The following is an 18,057-nucleotide window of genomic DNA, read 5'->3' as shown; positions in this document are numbered from 1 at the left end:
ACGCTGATCGACTTCCGCGCACGCGCTGGAAGAAAGCAGGGCCAAGACGAAAATAGAACTGACGATCAGAATGCGCACGTGCGTCTCCCGCCAAACGCTTACCATGCAGCATTTGACTTCCCATTAATCGTAAACCGTTTCATTGCCAAAGACCACAGAGACGACCAGGGCTTCCCTGTTGCATTTGCTTCCTTTGCGAAACATCAATATGAATGACATGAACGCCAGACTGACTTCGAAATACCTCAGTTTATGCAAATCGGACAAATCTTCGTGTCCCCGGCGGTCGAGCTGCGAATTGCTTAAGCCACTCGTCAGAGCGTGCGAGGCCTCAACCACGGACTGACCAGGTGGCCGTCACCAGCAGGACGAAGCCGACCACTGCGACGAGCGCATGGATGACGACCAGAGGCTTCGGCAGCGCCCGCCGGTTCCAGTGATAGCCGAGGTTCATGACAACGCCGCCCGCAGCAGCGAGCACAAACAGGACCGTCGCCCCAAGTGCGAAGCCTGGCAGGCCGACGGTGAGAGCCGCATAGATCGGCAACGTGACAGCGGTGGCGGCTAGCACGCCTATAGCATCGCCAGCCGCGCCGATGTCGGCGCAACATGCTCATCAACACCCTCTTCGGCGCTAGCGGAAATTGCGGACACGGGAAGAGGCGCATTAGCAAAATCAGTGAACATACACCGATCTTTTTGTCGCGAGAACGCAATCCGCCAGACCCGACGAAATAGTGCTCTCGGCCTTGCCCGGCGGAGCTTTCGAGGATTTACGCCGCTCGCATCATCTGTGACCACGGCTAGCAGTAGTTGCGAACAGCAACACGAACGCATCGCGAGCCCGCGTCCTTTCATGCCGGGTCGACAGGGGTGGCGAGGCGGACAGGCTGCTCATCGGTCGTACCAGGGCAACCGGTCTCGCGCGAGTTTCGCGGGCAAGGCCTCAAAGAATCCTCGGACCGAGTTCACAGCGGCGTCGAAATGTTCAGGAGCAAGCAACAGGTCGACTGCGCCGGGGTCCTGTACGGGAGAGTTTTCATTCGAATTGAAAAGCTCCGGTGCAATTGTCTCCAGTTCCCTCGCGGCCGTTCCCCGACCGTGCTTCACGACATTGGCGATGAGCCGTAGCCGATTCAGTTCTGAGTAAAACGGCTGACCTTCGAACGGCGTGCCGTCCTTATTCCAGGTGAAACGGTCCAGCCACTTTTCCAGTGCTTTGAAATCGGCTTTGGATAGCTGGCGTGAGAGAGATTCGTAATCGGTCTGAGGCGACCTCAAGGCCCAGTACACGATTTGTTTGGCCAGTTGTTCCCATAGGTGATATAGCCCGGCCATCGCCAGCCCCAGCATCTGCCGAGGTATCGCATCGAAATAAAGGAGCTGCCGCGTGTTGTGATAATCCTCCGCTTCATTGAGGCAGCGGAAGGTCATGTCGTCGTTGATATCGAATTCGGCCCACTCCGACTGCACCCATTCCCGAAAGCCTTTGTCTTCCTCCTTCCCTTGCGCCTTGAGGTCGTCGAACAAGGGAAGGACCTTTTCGGTTACCGCCTCGGCGTAAGCATCGACCGCGTCCAAACCGGATCGCCGATCAGGAATATCGGACCACATTGCGTGACCTCCCGGCAAAATGGATGGCGGCGTTCGGCGACGGCGACCTTCAGAGTATCCCGAACGCCCCCGCTTGCGAAGGGGGTGGCGCGGCGTAACAGCGATCCGGCTGGATGGATTTGGGATGGGCTTCGCAGGTTGCCGTGCGGCGTGAGCGAAGAAAAGGGGTTTGGTTGCCGCTGCTGCCGCGAGTCCCGTCAGTCCATCGGATGCCGTCTCCACCGTGTATCTCTTCCAGAGACAGCAGGCGGCGCCACGCGCGCGCGACGCCAAGATCGTCGTCGACCATAAGTATGGTGGGCATAGTCCTGCCGGACGGTTAATGCATTTGTGCAGTCGCCCAGAGTTTGCGGGATCGATGCGGATCGCTGGACAAATGCCCGACTGCGTCTGGCCGTCGAGGCGCGGTATGGCGTAACGTATTCGCACTCTCACCATGTGGAAACTTGTGTCGGATTTCGACCTGTCGTCCCTCGTCAGTCGTGGACGCAATCCGACAGCGAAGGCGGGAGGAGCATGGTGAGCATCTGCCGCTCACAAGTGCGGTGTTTCCTCACGCAAGCCGTCGCGATAGAAGTTGTACGTCGCTTTCACAACGATTCGAGCATCCGTTTGCTGCCGTGACGTCATTCGGTCTGAAGCTCCACTGTTCGATGTGAATTCGCCGCTCGAATGGCTGCACGGGGGTAACGGCGAACGGCAGATAATGGCCGGGATGAAATGGACGCTTTCAACGGAAGTCTTTCGTTGCGCTCGGCTAATATCCTCGGAGGGCTAGAGATGAAGTGGAAGCGCTCGCAAATACAGTGCACAGCGACCTGCCCAAGCACGATGGCCACTCCGAACTGAGGACATTAACCTCCGAGAAATCGGGAGGTGGCGTTCAGCTGCGTGATGTCGCGAGACACTTCGTCTCGGACCTCCCTCTCCTTCCGTTGTCGTCATCGCTTGGCCGATGACGGAGCCCGCCTCGCGCTGAAGGTAAAGTTTCAGCTGTCCCGGTCGATATATCGACCGATGCTTTGCCTGGGGAAATTGGGCTAATAGACATCCTTCGCCTGTCCCGGCGTTCACCTTTCTGCTTGCAGGGTCCGATACAATTCGGCGGGTTTGCGAAGACCAGGGCAATAGCGTGCATGTGAGCCCGGGTTCTTACACGAAGCTTTCCCGGGCATTCCGGAAGACCATGATTCGACTTTCAAGCTCCCTCTTTAACAAGCCGGCGCTGTTTATCTGCGCCGGAATCGGAATCACGCTCGCGACGACGGGAGTCACGGTCGCCTCGCTTTATCAAATGAGGCTCGACGCCATGGGGCAGGCGCGCGATGCCGCGCAGAATATGGTCGTCTCACTGCAAAACGAGATCGAGCGCAATCTCGACATCTATCAACTCGCCATGCGCGATGTCGCGACGAGTGTCGGGACGACCAGCATTGCACGGCTTCCCCCGGAAGTCCGGCAGCTCGTCGCATTCGGTTCAGCCACCAATGCGAAGGATCTCGGTTCCCTGTTTGCGACGGACGCAACGGGAAAGCTGGTGCTCGATTCGATTCGCGTTCCATTCAGCCTCGAAAGCTCGATGTAAGCGATCGCGATTACTTTCAGATTCAGCAGCGACAAAAGGATGCCGGCCTCTATATCAGCGCGCCGTACCTGCCATTCAAGGCCGCATCCGGAGTACCACAGGCAAATATCGCGCTAAGCCGGCGGCTCGAGGACAAGAGCGGCGATTTCGCAGGAATCGTCGGCGGCACGCTGCGGCTTGGCTATTTCCGGCAACTTCTCGAACATTCGATACTCGGCCGGCACGACACCCTTACGTTGCTGCGCACAGACGGAACGGTTCTTATGCGCCAACCGTTTCACGAGAGTGACATCGGCAAGTCTCTCGCGGGCGGTCACTCGTTCGAACCGCTCGTACAATCCGATCACGGCACCTATGTCGACATAGCCGTGCTCGACCACATCGAGCGCCTGTACACTTTCCGGCGAGTCGGGAGTTATCCGCTCGTCATCGTCGTGGGCTTTGCAACGGACGACATCTTCGCAGGCTGGCGAAAGCGAGCGATCGCAATCGGTATCGTCAGCGCCATTCTTGATGGGCTTCTCATCCTGCTGTCGCTGATGTTCAGCCGACAATTGCGCAAGAGACTGACCATGGAGCGGCGCTTGCAACGACTTGCGTGGTTCGATCCGCTAACGGGTCTGCCGAACCGGGCACAGCTCCAAAGAGAGGCTCTCCGGCTATTGACGAACGCAAAACGCAACGGGGCGACGCTCGCGGTGCTCTTCGTCGATCTGGACCGTTTCAAACGCGTGAACGACACACAAGGTCATGCCGTCGGCGATCAGGTTCTCAGCGAGATTGCACGACGCCTCCAAAGCCAGATCCAGACCGGTGACGTAATTGGCCGCCTTGGGGGAGACGAGTTTCTCGCCGTCATCCAGGAGTGCGACGTGCTAAAAGCCAAGCATGTCGCTGCGCGCATTCTGGGGTAGTCGTCCTTTCCGTGCAAAATCTGGCGGTAGCATCGCGCAGAGCAGCTTGCAGCAAGGCGCCGCGTGTCGGCGACTGCCGAGCAAACCATGATTGTCCAAGTCATTGATTAGTATGGCGTTTTCGAATCGAAGCGCCAGATTTTGCACGGAAAGGACGGCTACCCCTGGAAGAGTTCGACGATGCGTCGCAGACTGATAGCCTCGCCGCACGTTTCAGCCTCACCAGCCGCGAGGCCGAAGTGTTGCTCTGGCTTTCACGTGGCAAGACAAATCGCGATATCAGCGACATTCTGGGCATGGCGCCGCGTACTGTTAACAAGCATCTCGAACACGTATTTAGCAAACTGAATGTCGAGACGCGATCGGCAGCGGCCGCATCAGCCGCGCGACGTATCTCGCAGCAACAAAAATGATGGCCGAGGTTAGCCTATACGAAGAAGCACACGCTGAAGATGAGCGCGCCTTGCTTCTTCCCTGCACTTGGGATCACTCGTCTACCATCGCCAGATAATCAGGTGCCAGGTTTTCCCGCGCGTGCGTCAGCCGCCCCTTTTCGTCACATCCAGCAGATGTCATACAGCGTTCACGTCGTCCTTGAATTCGTTTCCTGCCGTGAACTTGACGGTCTTTTGCCGCGGGGATCGTTGTCGTCTCATCCGCGCCCCGAATTTTCAGGAAAATGGGAAATAAAACCGTGCTATTAAGATAAGTATTCATATCGCAACATCCGCCTGTTCAAGAGGCAATTCATGAACTTAATATATAGTTGTCCAAGGCGTTGCCAATGGTTCGCAAGATCGATTATTTGCCGAGCGTTTCCTGCTCGAAGCATATTAGCGCCTCGCACGGTCGGATCAATTGTGCATCTCCCGCACGTACGCCCGCCCCTTCTCTGTGATCAGAAACCCACCGTGTGGGGCCGCCGAAATCAGGTCGCGCTTTTCCAGTTCGGTTTGGATGTCCCATTCAACCATGAGAGGTTGGTCGCTCGCCGCGCGTTGGCTGAGTTCCAGAAGCGTTTCTTGCGCTTTGGTGCTGAGTTCTTGTGCCATGGTCGTCTCCTTCCGAGTCTTCAAGGAATTCTAGTATGAAGCAACGTCCGATCCCTTCGCTGCCTTTGCATCCAACGCGGCCACTTGCTCCTGCGATTCGACCAGCGTGCCATTAAGCGACAGGACGATATCGCCGGGCTGGATGTCTGCGGATGCCGCCGGCCCATGAACCTCGTCGACCATCAGACCTACAGCAAGCCCGCTCGCGCGCCGCTCGCCCTCGCTCAGCGGATGCATGATCAAGCCCAGGCTTTCCGTTGTGCTGCCTTCGTTTTGTCGAGCGTTAGTGCTTCTCCCGACGCGCCGACCATGACCGTCATCGTCATCGGTCTTCGACTGCGGATCAGCCCGAGTGTGGTTTTCGTCCCGGGCTGCAGAGTAGCAGCATCCTCGACGAGTTCGGCCGAGCGATCAATCGTCTTGTCACCGAACTGCACGATCACGTCGCCTGGCTTGATGCCGATCGCGGCAGCCGGTGTGCCGGACTCGACCGAATTGACCAGCGCACCTGCCGGTCGCGGCAGGCCAAAGGCCATTGCCAACCCGGGGCCGACGTCCTTTACCTCGGCGCCCAGACCGCCCGGAGGTACCTTGCGCTGGGTTTGCAACGACGTTCCTGTTCAAATCGACCTCGGGGAACATCGTGAGTGCAATCGTGGAGGCGATCCCGCTGTAGGCGTTGAAGGCCATGTCGCTCATGCGCGACTCGAACTGGCACGCAGCGTCTCCCCCGTGACTATGTGCTCTCGATCCGGCGAATCACTGCGGCGGCGAACTCGCGCGTTGACGCAGTGCCTTTCAGATCACGCGTACAGATATGGTCGGTGTTGAGTGTTTCAGTGATTGCAGTTCGCAATCGTTGGGCGAGATCACCCTTACCAACATGCTCCAGCATCAAGCCTGATGCAAGTAATAAGGAGATGGGGTTGGCGACGTCTTTACCAGCGATGTCCGGCGCCGATCCATGCACGGCTTCAAAAATTGCCGTGTCAGTACCGTAGTTGGCGCCGGGCGCCATGCCCAGTCCGCCAACAAGGCCCGCTAACTGATCCGACAGAATGTCTCCAAACAGATTGGTGCACACAAGCATATCGAACTGCCACGGGTTCAGCACAAGCTGCATCGCGCAGGCGTCGACAATGATGTCATTCATTTCCACCCGACCTTCGTAATCCCGGGCAACGTCTCGAGCGGCTTCCAGGAACACTCCTGTGAGTGCCTTCAGGATGTTGGCCTTATGCACAACGGTGATCTTCTTTCGACCGTGCCTCAAGGCATATTCGAAGGCAAATCTTGCGATTCGTGCGCACGCATCGCGTGTGTTTACCCCGGTCGCGACTGCAACCGCTTTCGGATCATCGCCGACGGGAATGTAGTATTCGTGTGCGACATAAAACCCACCAAGGTTTTCGCGCACGAGCACGAGGTCGATCTTGTCGTAGCGGCCAGGGATGATGGTATGCACGGGCCTAACGTTGCCAAAAAGCTGGAACTCTTCGCGAAGCCGAACGTTGGAAGAGCGGAACCCATCGCCGATCGGGGTCGTCAATGGACCTTTGAGGGCAAGCTTGTTCTTGCGAACGCTCTCGAGTGTCACATCCGGTAGCGGGTCCCCACAGTGGGTGACCCCGGCGATTCCGGCATGCTGTACGTCCCAGATGAATGGGGATCCTAAAGCGTCAAGAACCTGAACCGTTGCAGCAACCACTTCCGGCCCGATTCCATCGCCAGGAATCAGCGTTGCGGGGATTTTGTGTCTCGGCGTGCTTTCCATATCAGTCTTCCAGATTAGACAGGGACAACCGTCCGTGGCTGACCGACTATCGCTGACGCCGCTGGGTGCGATGAGTTGGTCTCAGACATGGACCAAACCAAAACTTCATTTCCGCCGCATGGCGCACTCAGGCAGATGTGTCGCCGCGTCACGATTCCCAACGCGGGGACAGCTGATCTGGCCTCGCATTCGAGATACGGCGCCAGCGGCGATACAAGGAACAGGCCACATTACGTATTCCGGTCGACCTGTCGTCACGGAAGGTTCGACGGCAACTCTCCGATCTGACGAAATACACCTAGCCAGTCTTCCAGGTGCCATGTCTTGGCAATATGTCCCTCGCGGAATTCGTGAAACGAGTGAATCGCAAAATTGACAGGTTTCGATGTGGCTGCGATCCCCATGAGTGGGGCCGACTGCGTCCCAGTCACGATCGCACGCACGGCCACCTTGTCTCCGTGAACCAAGACATCCAGAATCCTGATGTCCATGTCAGGCAGTGAATACGACAGATCCGCGAACACCGGGATCATTGAGTCGGGACCCGACACCGGTCCAGGAGAAGGCGGGATGTACTGCCAGTCTGGCGTTACAACAGTCCGAAACAGGGATATATCTTTACGCGACATGGCACGGTAAAACACAGTTAAAGCCGCCCGCGCGACATCGTCCGTCACCTCATCCGCTCTGCTCATATGAACGTCTCCAGTGTCGAGGCCGGCGCATACGAGCGCAAGAGCGACACCACATCGTATGTCATTGAGCAACCGATGACCAGCTGATACGTTCTCCGGTAAAGGGCCATTTTCCACTGCCAATGATTCCGGTGACCGGGCAGGCTTATGTAGGCCGCACAAAGACACGCTCTTTATATCGCCTTCAGATCAGGCAACAGCCGGTCGAACTCCCGTTTCACCACGCTGTAGCATTCGCACACGCGCTTTTCGAGACCCGGTCGATCCAGCACCTCGATGTGGCCATGACCGTAGCGAATCAGCCCCGCGTCCTGGAGTTTCAGCGCCGCCTCCGTCACGCCGGATCTCCGCACGCCAAGCATGTTGGCGATCAGTTCCTGTGTCATTGGAGTTGACCCGGTTTCGTGGATACCTATCCTTTGGAATAGGGTGCGACACGTGTCGCCGTCAGCCGCGCGTCAAGCGGCATGTAGTTGGCGGTAAAGCTCGTTTTTGTCTTGTCGCATTTGAGCGTTGACTCATTACGGTTGAAGCTGCGACCTGTTGTGCGACCAACAGTTGCCTACCCGGGCATGCGCGATTGGCAACGATCGGGTGTGAAGCCTCGGGGACAAAGTACTCCGCAGAAGCAGGCCCCGCTCGGTGACGAGGGAGGTCCGACACTGCCAGCAGCCGTGCGGTGTGGAGGCGAGGCAAATTCCGTATGCACAACACAAGTGAACTGCTGTTAAACCTCGTAAAAAGGGAAGAGCCAAAGCTGCTGATAGGCTCTAACCAAAAAGGTGGGTGGCCGGTTGTGTTCCTCCTTTTTGAACGCACGTCGCCAGAGCGCCACCGGGGGATAGGATTCCGCGAAAGAACTGGATGCCGCGATGACTCGCGGCCAGCGCGCCGCCGATGCCGTAGCCGCTTTCGGTGGTTCGTGGGTATTCATCACATGCTTTATCGCGATCATGATTGTCTGGGTGGGGTTGAATTCGCTGATTCTGGCAAAGTACAGCAAGACTTTCGACCCCTACCCCTACATTCTGCTCAACCTGTTTCTCTCGATGCTCGCGGCCATCCAGGCTCCTATCATCCTGATGGCCCAGAACCGACAGTCGTACAAGGACCGGATGTCCGCCGAGCACGACTACGAGATCAATCTGAAGGCCGAACTCGAGATCATGTTGCTGCATGAAAAGGTGGATATCCTGCGTGACCAGCAATGGACCGAATTGCTGACCATCCAGAAGCAGCAGATGGAAGCGCTCAAGAACCTGCTCATTTCCAGCGGGACGTCGAGCGACAAGACATCGGGGTTGCCCGCTGAGTGAAGCGCCATCATCGTACGGCGACTGGTATTGTCACGTTGTTGGCAGGGTGAGGGAGATGCAGCGACAATCTCGGGTATGAAACGAACCACATTGCCGCAGCGCGCGCCGACCACCGACACCTCCTATGCCGGCTATCGGTTTCCGCCTGATGTGATCAGCTACGCGGTGTGGCTGTACTACCGTTTCCCGCTGAGCCTGCGCATGGTCGAGGAACTGCTGGCCGCACGCGGCATCGAACTGACCTACGAGACAGTGCGGCGCGCCGGGCGGTGAAGTTCGGCCTGGGCATTGCCCGGCGTATCCGTTCCACCGCCCTGGCTCGGGGCGACAAATGGCACCTTGATGAAGTGGTCATCACGATCAACGGCAGGAAGCACTGGCTTTGGCGCGCAGTGGACCAGCATGGCGCGGTGCTGATGTGCTGGTGCAAGGCCGGCGCGACCGGCACGCGGCCAGGCACCTGATGCGCAAGTTGGTCAAGAGGCACGGGCGCGCCCCACGTGTACTGATCACCGACAAACGCAAGAGCTACGCGGCGGCGAACCGGGATCTGGGGATCAACGTCGAACGCCGCCAGCACAAGGGGCTGAACAACCGGGCGGAAAACTCGCACCAGCCGACCCGGGTGCGCGAGAAAGTCATGCGCTGCTTCAAGTCGGCGCGTCACCTGCAACGTTTCGCTTCGGTCAACGATCAGGTAGCCAATCTGTTCACGCATTGCCGTTACCACACCGACGCAAAGCAAAAGCGGGCGCTACGCACCCAAGCCTTCGAGGCTTGGGAAAGCGTGACGGGCGCTCCGATGCTGGATCGTCTTGCCGCATAAGTTAGCTATCCTTATATATTGCGTGTTCGGTCGCACGCCGGCTAACGAGTTGACAATACCGCATGGTGGTTTGCTGCATGGTCACCCGTTCAGAAGAGCTGACCGTGAAGAGCCGCCAGATTAGCCCACTTGACCGTGCTGCGGAAGGTGCGGCCCTCTTCGTCCACCGATTCGATGATCACACGCTGGCCGCTCGCTTCGGCGACCACCTGAACGGTCCGCTCGCCAAAGCGCATCAGCGCGCCAATCGGCGGGGACAGGCGAGAGCCTTTCTCTTCCGCTGGCGCGATCTACTTTCCATCCGTCTTGCCCCGCTTGCGGCGCGCCGCCAACTTGCCGGGTGTCGTGGATGTTGGCGGAACCTTGCGCGCAGTACGGGTCGCCGCCGGGCGTGCCGGGGCGTCCTTCTCGCGAACTGGTCTCGTCTCCTCGGTTGCCGCCTCACGCAGTGCCGCCAGCTGCTCAGGGCTACTGGTGCATATGGGAATGCGCCGCGTGGTCGGAGCGCTGGGCCGCGAACCACGCGTGAATGGCCGCAATCACCCCTTCTGCTCGCATCCACGCGAGAGGCGGTACTAACTGATAGGTTAGCCGAGAGCGATCGCACGATTGAAGCCGATGTATCGACCACGAATTCATCGTCTCGCCAACAGGACGTTTGCGTTGGCATCTCGGATGCATGTCATCGGAATAGAGTTCGTGCGCGGCGGTAATAATAGTTCGCACTCCGAATATAAATGCCGAAGCATTCCGTCACGCATGACGCGGAAAATCGCTACCCGGTACGGAAACAGGCGCTTTCGTGGCCGTCCGTCTCGGCGTCGGCAATGTCGCAACATTAGTTCACTTTCCAGAAATGTTGCAGGTTTAAGTCAATCTGAAGTGACACAAACATGGAACCACAATACCCGTCGTTCCTTGACTGGCGGGGGTTTCCGGGGCGTCAAGGGGTTCCATGTTTAGTTCGATTGACAGAAATGCCGGGCGTCTACCGCATGGAGGATCAGGCCTTGGGGGGCAGCGGCAAGCTCGCGCGCCGCCGCGGCGCCCAGCGTGCCAAGCCTTACGGCGCGTCACGGGCGGGTGGATCAGTGCGCATGGAATCGCAGCGAAAGCGGGCGTAGACCTCCGAGTCGACGAATCGCGTGATCACAACTTCGGCGCTCCCGAACAGCTCTTTGGCCGCCCAATCGGCGAGCGCAAGCGCGGGGGAGCCTTTCACGCGGCGGGACGGATAGACGAAGCCGTCAGGCTGCCCGGCCGGAGGCATCATCAGCATCGCCTCGCGAAGCCTCTCGCCGAACAGCTGACACGCCGCGTAGTCGCCTTCAGAAATCCCGTCATGAAAGCCGAGCCGGCTGCTATGGTCCTCACCGAGGTTCCACAGCAGGAGCGGCCGCGTAAATCTGACATAGGCGAGTAGGCCCTCTTCCTCCGCCCGGACAGTGATATGGAAGCCTGTTCCCGGACCGCGATTGTTCAGGACCAGCCGGCCTTCCCACGCTGCCACAAGGCTGTCCATGCCCAGATACAGCCAGGTGAACGGAAGCCGCTGACCGGCGCCTGCCGTTTCGGGCGGCGGCCCGAAACGGCCCGGCACGAACGGCGACGCCGTTGCAACGTACTTCGGGTTGGTGACGGCGCGCACAAAAACGCGATCGACTTCGTAGGTGTAACGCTGCTCCCTGAGGGCCTGCAGGATCTGGGCTGCCGCCGGGACCCTTTCGTCCAGCCGCAGCAACCGTTCCACTTCTGATTGTTTGTGTTCTGACATTGATTGTCTGTTGCTCAATCCAGGTCAGCCACCTCCATCCTCGCCAATGCACTGATCCTGTCGAGCCGCGCCCTGACCGGAAGCGACAGCATCCGGGCCTGCTCTGGCGCCACAGTCCGCCGGTCCTCGAACGGCATTCCCGCGAGGACTTCAGCAGGCGACAGTTCATTCAGCGACTCCTGCTCGGACATAAAGAAGGTGTTGACCTGCATCCGTGAATTTCTGCGGAGAATCTCGAGCAGATGCGGCAGATGCGAGGGCACGTCGGCGGTGAACTGCCATGCGGGATACGCGCGGCCATTCTTCTTGCCGGGCGGCACCACGCTGTAGAACTGGGCGTGGTCACCGCGGTAGAGCGTGCTCTTTGACATCCCGGTGTGCTCGATCACCTCCTCAGGACTCCATCTGGCAACTGGCAAACAGGACGGGTGATCGGCACCGCCGCGACCGGTGTCCCGAATCAACCACTCGGCCAGCCGCGAGGCAATCTCCCGGCGGGCCGCCTCGCTGGTCAGGCCTGCCATCTTTCCGGCGCCTGACTTCACCCCGGCACGTGCGGATACACCAGCGAGCAGGTCGGCCGCGACCTTCTCGATCAAGGCATTCGCGTCGCCCGCGTACTGTCCGTTCACAAGGGCTCGTAGGTCAGCTTTCGCGCCTGCGTGGCTGCGTTTGGTTGCCAGTTCCATTTCAACTCCTACTCAGCAATCCAGGGGGGCGCGCCGACAGCCGCGAGCATGCGGGATCGGGAAGCGATACTCCGGCTATGGAAGGGATGCGCGTCAGGCAAGCGGGCGTGTTTCCCGCAACGGGAAGCCAGCCTGCCGGCCGCTTTCCGCCGGAGCATGCTCCCGACGAAATCGAGACCGCGCGCACCGGCGATGCGCAAACCGTGCCTGCGTCGAGGACTGCCAACCGCGCGGAGTGGCCGCAAAAGAGCGTTCCTCGACTCGAAGCTGACCACCTGACCATTGCGACGAATGACCTTATGGTCGCCATAGTCGTAGCGGTTGAATGCCGCCGTCAGGTCGCCCGCCCGTACCGGGACGACGCGCTCGGTCTGTGGCAGCATGCGATCCAGATGGGCCAGGCGCTCACGCTTGATGGCCAGCCGTTCCTCACGGAGAGCGAGAATCCGTTCGATCAGCCGCTCGCGTTCGGGAGACGCATCCAGCTGCCGCACCTCCGCGAGGAGGTGGTCGGTGTGCGCAATGGCTTCGTCCAGCGGCGCAACGGCGAGTCGCCTCGCCTGCTCGACCTCGAGCCGCGAAAGCTTGATCTCGTCATCCCAGTTCAACATGGTTCTCCCCAACGGGGTTTCGGGTACACGGAACCAATTATAGCAGGTTTTCCCATTTGTCCCATGTTTTCCCAGTTTTCCCGAGCGCGACTGGTCCGGAGATCTGCGGAACCTCGCACGCGAAAACCCTCCCCCCTTGACGGCGCCCGCCCCCGTCCTATGCCCCCGGATCCGGATCGGCTGATTCCGCGGCGGTTCCCGCCAGGCTGCCGGGGCGAGCGCGGTGACCCATCTACTCGTGGTCAAGTCGCGGCAGGTCCGCAAGCGATTGGCCGGGACCGGAATCCACGTCCACCGTTTCGATCCCTTCGCGACCCGCCTCATACACGACGCGCCGGACCTCCGGACCCGCGACGCGTTGTCCATCCAGCGGAAAGACGGTCACCACGGTATCGCCTTTGGCCAGCGCGTCGACCACTTCGATAACCGGCGATTCGTGCGGCACGACCTCAAACTGTTCTCCGCTCACAGAAACCTGCCCCCACAGTACGTGGGTGACCCTTTGCGAATCCTGCTCAAGCCGGACCGCGGTAATCGCGTGCACTGTCATCGCACTTCCTCGCAATTATGTTGTTGCAGCTGATTTCTGCACACTTCCCTATAACGCTACGACGAATGGGCTGCCACCCCCTGCGTTCCGAACCCCGTCTCCTTGAAGCACGAGACGCCGTAAAACAATCCCTGCAGTCGGAAAAGCGACCAGCATGCATTTTCCACGTGACCGCGGAGTAACCTGCGGGAGCGTCCCAGCCGCATGCTGCCTTGGCGGGCGGAGGCGCTCCGGCGCCGTGCGGCACCGGGAGGAACACCACGGCCGTGAGATGCCCACCCGGAAGGGCCAGGCCAACCGATCCGTCCGGAAACGGGAACAGGTGTTGCTGCGCAATTCGTGCACGGGAGACGATCATGCTCAGACTTGTCAGCATCCTGGCGCTAGCGGCCGCCGTGTCTGGATGCGTAGCCGCTCCGCCGTACGGTTACAGCGATCCGGCGTATGGCCCCGGCTATTACGCACCGGGTCCCAGCATCGGCGTGGGCGTGGGTGGCGGCAGCCTCGGCGGTGGGGTGGGCGTCGGCGTCGGTGTGGGATTCTGAGCACGGCGCGGCCACTTGGCCCGCGTGGGTCGGACAGCCGGATTTTACCGCGCGACCGCCGGCGTGCTTACCCATCGCGGGGCGCACGCCTTTCACGAAATCTGCTTCGTTCCGCCGACACGGCACGCGACAGCGTGCCGCGGTCAGTGCGAGCCGCCGCGAGCGCATCATGCGCCCCGCCTCCAACGTCGGCGATATGCAGTCAGATACGCTCGGCCGCCGCCAGCCCCCCGGGCGGAGCGCCATTGACGCGTCAACTAATGTCCACAAACGAAGGGTCGGATAGCCCCAACTATCCACCCCTTCATATTCCGCACCGACAACCTGCACGCACGTCGCGCGTAGGTTCGGGTGGACTTTTCCCGCCGACGAAATGTGCCAGGCAAAACGTATTCCGCAAAACTTGGGCGCCTCGGCGTCGCCCCTTTTGCACGCGTGCACGTCTGCAGAGGCGAAATTGCCACGCGCCGGGGGAGCGGGGATTCGCGTGCAGGCCCAAACGCCTCGCGCTCACCCAGCCCCTTTTCGGATGGCAAAAAAATTGGCCGATCGCCCCAGTTGGACGGTCGGCCTGAACACGCACCAAAAGTCGGGAATTGCCTTAACTTTCGGAACTGTAACCATAAAGCACGGGGCGCCGTATAACAATTCCTGAATGCGAAAAACAACACCGGGCGACCCGCAAGCAGTGTCCGCGTCACCGCGGTGTCTGACAGGGGCGCCCGGCCGGACGCGCCTTTGCTTGCGACGGCGCCCCAGCGTCATGCGACACACCGACCTCGTGAGGTGTACGCTGGAAGCCCAACTGATCCGTCCGGAAACAGGATCGGGTCTTGGCGCGCAATTCGCGCACGGGAGACGATCATGCTCAGACTTTTCGGCACCCTGGCACTAGCGGCTGCCGTCGCGGGATGCGTGGCTGCTCCGCCCTACGGTTACAGCGATCCTGCGTACGGGCCAGGCTATTACGCGCCGGGTCCCAGCATCGGCGTGGGTGTGGGAGGCGGCAGCCTCGGCGGTGGGGTGGGCGTCGGCGTCGGTGTCGGGTTCTGAGCACAGCGCGGCCCGCTGAGCTCCGTTGGCCGGACCGCCCGCCTGTTTCGCGCCACCGCAAAAGCGCTTGCCGTCGCCGGAAGCGCGCCGTTCACGCCGTCTGCTTCCCGCGACACGTCGCGTGACAGCGTTCCCGCAAACTGTTCGGCAACGACAACGAATGGCTGGAACATCAGCTACGTTCCGTCCCACGCCTGGCGATCGCTGCGCCGGTACCGGTCGTTGTCGACAATGAGGTGGTCGATCCGCTCGCGCAACTGCAGGTTCTGCGTGCGCAGCGCTTCCGCTTCGGCAGACACTTGCATCTGTACGGCGTCGTTCTGCGCCTTGAGGAATTTCTCGGTCCCGGCGAGCTGCCCGGCCGCCCGGGCGAGCGACTCCGCATCCCGACCCGACGCCGCGACCGTCTCGCGCAGATCCGCGAGCATGGCATTGACGTGTTCACCCGCGAGATCGCGGGCGGCCTGCGCGGCGCCGAGTTCGCGGCGTAGCTCCCCCATTTCCTTTTCCAGCTGGCGGATCCGCGCGTGCGCATCCTCGAGCGCCGCCATCGTCAGCTGCGGCTGGCGCCCGTCCCCGTTGCCAGCAACAGCGGACTTCCCCGCTTGGACGAGCAGCGCATGCACAGGCGCGATGCTCTCGCGCAGCAGCTCGCGCACCAGCGGCGCCAGCGCCCCGCGCAGTGCATCGGCGTTGAGGGTGATGGGATAGCCGGCGCCTTCGCCTGCCCCGCCATGTGCTGCCGCAGGGCGCATCATGCTTCCACCCGTCGACGCGAAACGTGACGCGACCGGGACCAGCGCCGTCGCTTCAGCCGCGGCCTCGACCGCGCCGTGCTCGAGGGCCTGTGCGCGCAGGACGGCCGCCTGGATGGTTGGCGTGCTCGGCCGCCGGGTGACACCCGACTGCGGCGCGACATCCCGCAGCAGCCGGCCGTACGTCATCGCGCCATAGACCCGGCCCGTGATCGCACGCACTGCCGCGACCAGCCCGTCCAGAAAACGCGCATTGTCCTGCGGGAAGTCCCGCTCAAGCGCGGCGAGCGCGCCCATGATCGCGCGCAGCTGCGCGTCATTCCATTCGATGCGCGGACGCCCCATGCTCGCCTCCTAGAACAGCGACGCCTGGCGCGGATCGCGCACGGGCGGCCGCGCCGCGGTGGCCGCCTTGCGACTGCGCGCCGACGCGCGGCGCTGTGGCACCCGGCGCAGATGGGCAATCAGCGACACGACCTGCGCGCCCACGGTCAGCGTCAGGGCAAACAGGCCTACCTCGCCCGGCGCGCTCGCCCCACACAAACGACCGGCGCGCAACGATGGCCGCAGCGCGTGGCGACGCGCGCGAGCGACGAGTTGGCCGCGGCTCATGCCGGGCCAGCAGTTGGCGACGAACTGTCGGACGGTCGCGGGCAGCGACTCGGGGGCGGTGTCGCCGGGCAGCGCCAGCGCAACGAGTTCGAATGTCTCGGCCATCGTGAATCGGACTCCCCTTCTGTGACGTCGTATTGCGCTCGGGCGGGACGGATGAAGCGAGCCACGCGGCGTGTGCCTGCGCGCCTTCGCCCGCTTTGCCGGGATTGTGCCACATCTGGAGGTATAAATACTCCAATATCTATACCTCCTTAGCATGTTGCAATCGGCAAAAGGTGAGCTAGAATCAGGTGCATTCTTCACCACGGAATCGCTCACCATGCAAATGGAAAGCTGGGTTGGGGCAATCGAGCGCGAATGGCATCAGTTGCGTCGCGCCGACCCTACACTGGATGTCGAAAAGTTCTCGCGTCACGTCATTGCGGCAAACAAGACTGGATTCCTGTCACCGGAGTCGCTCGCCGCAATCGCAAACGCCCTTCTCACCAGCACGTTAAGCCATGCACCCTATCTGGGCCGCTGGTTACTGGAGCGCATTGGCGCGAACCGCCATCCGGCCTGGCGAACGGCAATGGCCATTTCTCTCGTCACACCAACAGGAGGGGAGGCGGACTTTGAGAAAGGTAACGCGATTCTCGAAGACGTGATGAAGGATGAAACCGCAGAGGATCGTCTGCGCGGCCTGGCCGCCGCCGCGCTGGCCGACAGCGCACGGCTTGGGCGGGGCATGCAGGCGGATGTGAGTCGTGCGCGCTCGCTCTACGAGCAGGCCATTGAACTGGGACACAAAGCCTCAGCGCACAATCTCGGACTTTTCTGGGAGGGCGTGTGGGGTGCAGAAGACAGGAGCGTTGTCCCGGACCGCACAAAGGCCATGCAGAGCTATCGACGCGGTGGAGATGACAAACGTTGCCAACGCCGTCTGGAAGCGTTGCGCTGAGGCCCTACCGCCAGTGAGTCGGTCGGTGGAAGCGTTTGAGAGGCACCCGACGGATTTCTCTCATCAATGGATAGAGGCAAGGTGACGGAGAAGAGACTCTCCGTCTTCCGTGATGCGAGGACGTACTGCTCCGCCCGCAAGTCGCTCCAGTGCGACAAAGCTGCTGTTCAAGCAACGTACCAAGTTCTTCCCGTTCGGCAATGTGATCGGCGGAGTCCCTGACCAGCATCAATGTTGCAAATTCGTGGGCGCTCAACACGTGATGCTCCTGATGCAAAGAGGGAAACGCAGGTCGTCAGGTTTCCAGTGACTGGCGTTCGATGACGACCCGCAACGGTGGATTTAATACCGAGGCCGAAAAGCTTAACGTCGAAATGTGACAGCATGAGGACGGCCGTTTTGGCGCTGGACACCCGGCGGAGACGCATAGCTAGCGACCGACGCTAGATGACAGCATCGCCTCCTCTATAAGTGATCCTGGTAAAACTGCTTGGAATTCGGTAACCTGGATTTTTCCCTGGTGCCGAGGTGTCGATGAAATGCCGTGTGAAGCTTGTGAAGGCTGAGGAGATCACATTGCAGGAGATGGCGATCAATCACCGGTTCAAGAACACACGCAGACGCGCCACTGGTATTTTGATGCTCGCTCGTGGGGATAAGCCAAAGGTCGTCTGTGAAGCCCTCGGTGTGAGCGACCAGGCTGTCTACAACTGGGCTCACGCGTGGCGTATTGGAGGCGTTTGCGCGCT

At 60.6% G+C, this 18,057-nt stretch carries 19 protein-coding genes and 6 pseudogenes; 9 read left to right on the top strand and 16 right to left on the bottom strand.

The features are described from left to right. Window positions 1-331 precede the first annotated feature (331 nt). Both SB822_RS42380 and SB822_RS42375 read right to left on the bottom strand, forming a co-directional pair. Window positions 332-571: a hypothetical protein gene (locus SB822_RS42380; protein WP_410857473.1), complete on the bottom strand. Its 240-nt coding sequence runs from the start codon at window positions 569-571 to the stop codon at window positions 332-334. A 323-nt stretch (window positions 572-894) separates the two neighbouring features. After that, window positions 895-1,614: a hypothetical protein gene (locus SB822_RS42375; RefSeq protein WP_410857472.1), complete on the bottom strand. Its 720-nt coding sequence runs from the start codon at window positions 1,612-1,614 to the stop codon at window positions 895-897. A gap of 1,186 nt (window positions 1,615-2,800) precedes the next feature. On the opposite strand from SB822_RS42375, the gene SB822_RS42370 reads away from it, so the two are divergent. The 3 genes and pseudogenes from SB822_RS42370 to SB822_RS42360 all read left to right on the top strand — a co-directional run. After that, window positions 2,801-3,199, top strand: coding sequence for a hypothetical protein (locus tag SB822_RS42370; protein ID WP_410857471.1), 399 nt, complete (start codon window positions 2,801-2,803; stop codon window positions 3,197-3,199). A gap of 236 nt (window positions 3,200-3,435) precedes the next feature. Further along, window positions 3,436-4,113: a diguanylate cyclase domain-containing protein gene (locus SB822_RS42365; protein WP_410857470.1), complete on the top strand. Its 678-nt coding sequence runs from the start codon at window positions 3,436-3,438 to the stop codon at window positions 4,111-4,113. Window positions 4,114-4,277: 164 nt separating this feature from the next. Beyond that, window positions 4,278-4,526 (top strand): annotated as a pseudogene (locus tag SB822_RS42360) (helix-turn-helix domain-containing protein); the annotation flags it as partial. A 73-nt stretch (window positions 4,527-4,599) separates the two neighbouring features. Here SB822_RS42360 and SB822_RS42355 read toward each other — a convergent pair. The 6 genes and pseudogenes from SB822_RS42355 to SB822_RS42330 form a co-directional block, all read right to left on the bottom strand. Continuing rightward, entirely contained in the window at window positions 4,600-4,830 is a 231-nt protein-coding gene (locus tag SB822_RS42355; protein WP_410857469.1) for a hypothetical protein, read from the bottom strand. 137 nt (window positions 4,831-4,967) lie between these two features. After that, a complete protein-coding gene (locus SB822_RS42350; RefSeq protein ID WP_410857468.1) occupies window positions 4,968-5,165 on the bottom strand; it encodes a hypothetical protein in 198 nt (65 codons plus the stop codon). Window positions 5,166-5,195: 30 nt separating this feature from the next. After that, window positions 5,196-5,773, bottom strand: a pseudogene (locus SB822_RS42345) (PDZ domain-containing protein); the annotation flags it as partial. A gap of 128 nt (window positions 5,774-5,901) precedes the next feature. After that, window positions 5,902-6,939 (bottom strand): isocitrate/isopropylmalate dehydrogenase family protein, encoded by a 1,038-nt coding sequence (locus SB822_RS42340; RefSeq protein WP_410857467.1) that lies wholly within the window; start codon window positions 6,937-6,939, stop codon window positions 5,902-5,904. A gap of 254 nt (window positions 6,940-7,193) precedes the next feature. Beyond that, window positions 7,194-7,634, bottom strand: a complete 441-nt coding sequence (locus SB822_RS42335; RefSeq protein ID WP_149675631.1) for an ester cyclase — start codon at window positions 7,632-7,634, stop codon at window positions 7,194-7,196. A gap of 173 nt (window positions 7,635-7,807) precedes the next feature. Beyond that, window positions 7,808-8,083, bottom strand: a pseudogene (locus tag SB822_RS42330) (Crp/Fnr family transcriptional regulator); the annotation flags it as partial. Window positions 8,084-8,479: 396 nt separating this feature from the next. Here SB822_RS42330 and SB822_RS42325 point away from each other — a divergent pair. Continuing rightward, window positions 8,480-8,950: pseudogene (locus tag SB822_RS42325) on the top strand (DUF1003 domain-containing protein); the annotation flags it as partial. Between the two features lie 75 nt (window positions 8,951-9,025). Then, window positions 9,026-9,776, top strand: a pseudogene (locus SB822_RS42320) (IS6 family transposase). An 89-nt stretch (window positions 9,777-9,865) separates the two neighbouring features. Here the strand turns inward: SB822_RS42320 and SB822_RS42315 are convergent. From SB822_RS42315 to SB822_RS42295, 5 genes are all read right to left on the bottom strand, one after another. Then, complete coding sequence (locus tag SB822_RS42315) at window positions 9,866-10,012, bottom strand: hypothetical protein (protein WP_410857466.1); 147 nt, start codon at window positions 10,010-10,012, stop codon at window positions 9,866-9,868. A gap of 827 nt (window positions 10,013-10,839) precedes the next feature. Beyond that, entirely contained in the window at window positions 10,840-11,550 is a 711-nt protein-coding gene (locus tag SB822_RS42310) for an RES domain-containing protein (RefSeq protein ID WP_410857465.1), read from the bottom strand. Between the two features lie 14 nt (window positions 11,551-11,564). Next, window positions 11,565-12,239, bottom strand: coding sequence for a hypothetical protein (locus SB822_RS42305; RefSeq protein WP_410857464.1), 675 nt, complete (start codon window positions 12,237-12,239; stop codon window positions 11,565-11,567). 8 nt (window positions 12,240-12,247) lie between these two features. Then, window positions 12,248-12,850: a hypothetical protein gene (locus SB822_RS42300; RefSeq protein ID WP_410857463.1), complete on the bottom strand. Its 603-nt coding sequence runs from the start codon at window positions 12,848-12,850 to the stop codon at window positions 12,248-12,250. 232 nt (window positions 12,851-13,082) lie between these two features. Continuing rightward, window positions 13,083-13,400 carry a hypothetical protein gene (locus SB822_RS42295; protein WP_410857462.1) on the bottom strand — a complete coding sequence of 106 codons (318 nt, stop codon included), beginning with the start codon at window positions 13,398-13,400 and terminating at the stop codon, window positions 13,083-13,085. A 356-nt stretch (window positions 13,401-13,756) separates the two neighbouring features. Between SB822_RS42295 and SB822_RS42290 the strand changes: the two genes are divergently transcribed. Both SB822_RS42290 and SB822_RS42285 read left to right on the top strand, forming a co-directional pair. Beyond that, window positions 13,757-13,945 carry a hypothetical protein gene (locus tag SB822_RS42290; protein ID WP_410857461.1) on the top strand — a complete coding sequence of 63 codons (189 nt, stop codon included), beginning with the start codon at window positions 13,757-13,759 and terminating at the stop codon, window positions 13,943-13,945. Window positions 13,946-14,809: 864 nt separating this feature from the next. Beyond that, window positions 14,810-14,998: a hypothetical protein gene (locus SB822_RS42285; RefSeq protein ID WP_086915490.1), complete on the top strand. Its 189-nt coding sequence runs from the start codon at window positions 14,810-14,812 to the stop codon at window positions 14,996-14,998. A 176-nt stretch (window positions 14,999-15,174) separates the two neighbouring features. Here SB822_RS42285 and SB822_RS42280 read toward each other — a convergent pair whose 3' ends face one another. Beyond that, window positions 15,175-16,098 (bottom strand): hypothetical protein, encoded by a 924-nt coding sequence (locus SB822_RS42280; protein ID WP_410857460.1) that lies wholly within the window; start codon window positions 16,096-16,098, stop codon window positions 15,175-15,177. 9 nt (window positions 16,099-16,107) lie between these two features. Next, window positions 16,108-16,470 (bottom strand): hypothetical protein, encoded by a 363-nt coding sequence (locus SB822_RS42275; protein ID WP_410857459.1) that lies wholly within the window; start codon window positions 16,468-16,470, stop codon window positions 16,108-16,110. Between the two features lie 217 nt (window positions 16,471-16,687). Here SB822_RS42275 and SB822_RS42270 point away from each other — a divergent pair, with 217 nt between their 5' ends. Beyond that, window positions 16,688-17,308: a sel1 repeat family protein gene (locus SB822_RS42270; protein ID WP_410857458.1), complete on the top strand. Its 621-nt coding sequence runs from the start codon at window positions 16,688-16,690 to the stop codon at window positions 17,306-17,308. Between the two features lie 63 nt (window positions 17,309-17,371). Here SB822_RS42270 and SB822_RS42265 read toward each other — a convergent pair. Then, window positions 17,372-17,567 (bottom strand): annotated as a pseudogene (locus tag SB822_RS42265) (hypothetical protein). A 287-nt stretch (window positions 17,568-17,854) separates the two neighbouring features. Here SB822_RS42265 and SB822_RS42260 point away from each other — a divergent pair. Next, window positions 17,855-18,057 (top strand): helix-turn-helix domain-containing protein (locus SB822_RS42260; RefSeq protein ID WP_410857457.1); only part of this gene is annotated, 203 nt, incomplete at its 3' end.

It is taken from the genome of Paraburkholderia sp. SIMBA_054, from assembly GCF_046534875.1.
GTDB lineage: Bacteria > Pseudomonadota > Gammaproteobacteria > Burkholderiales > Burkholderiaceae > Paraburkholderia > Paraburkholderia hospita.
This window is presented reverse-complemented; position numbering and strand designations above follow the sequence as displayed.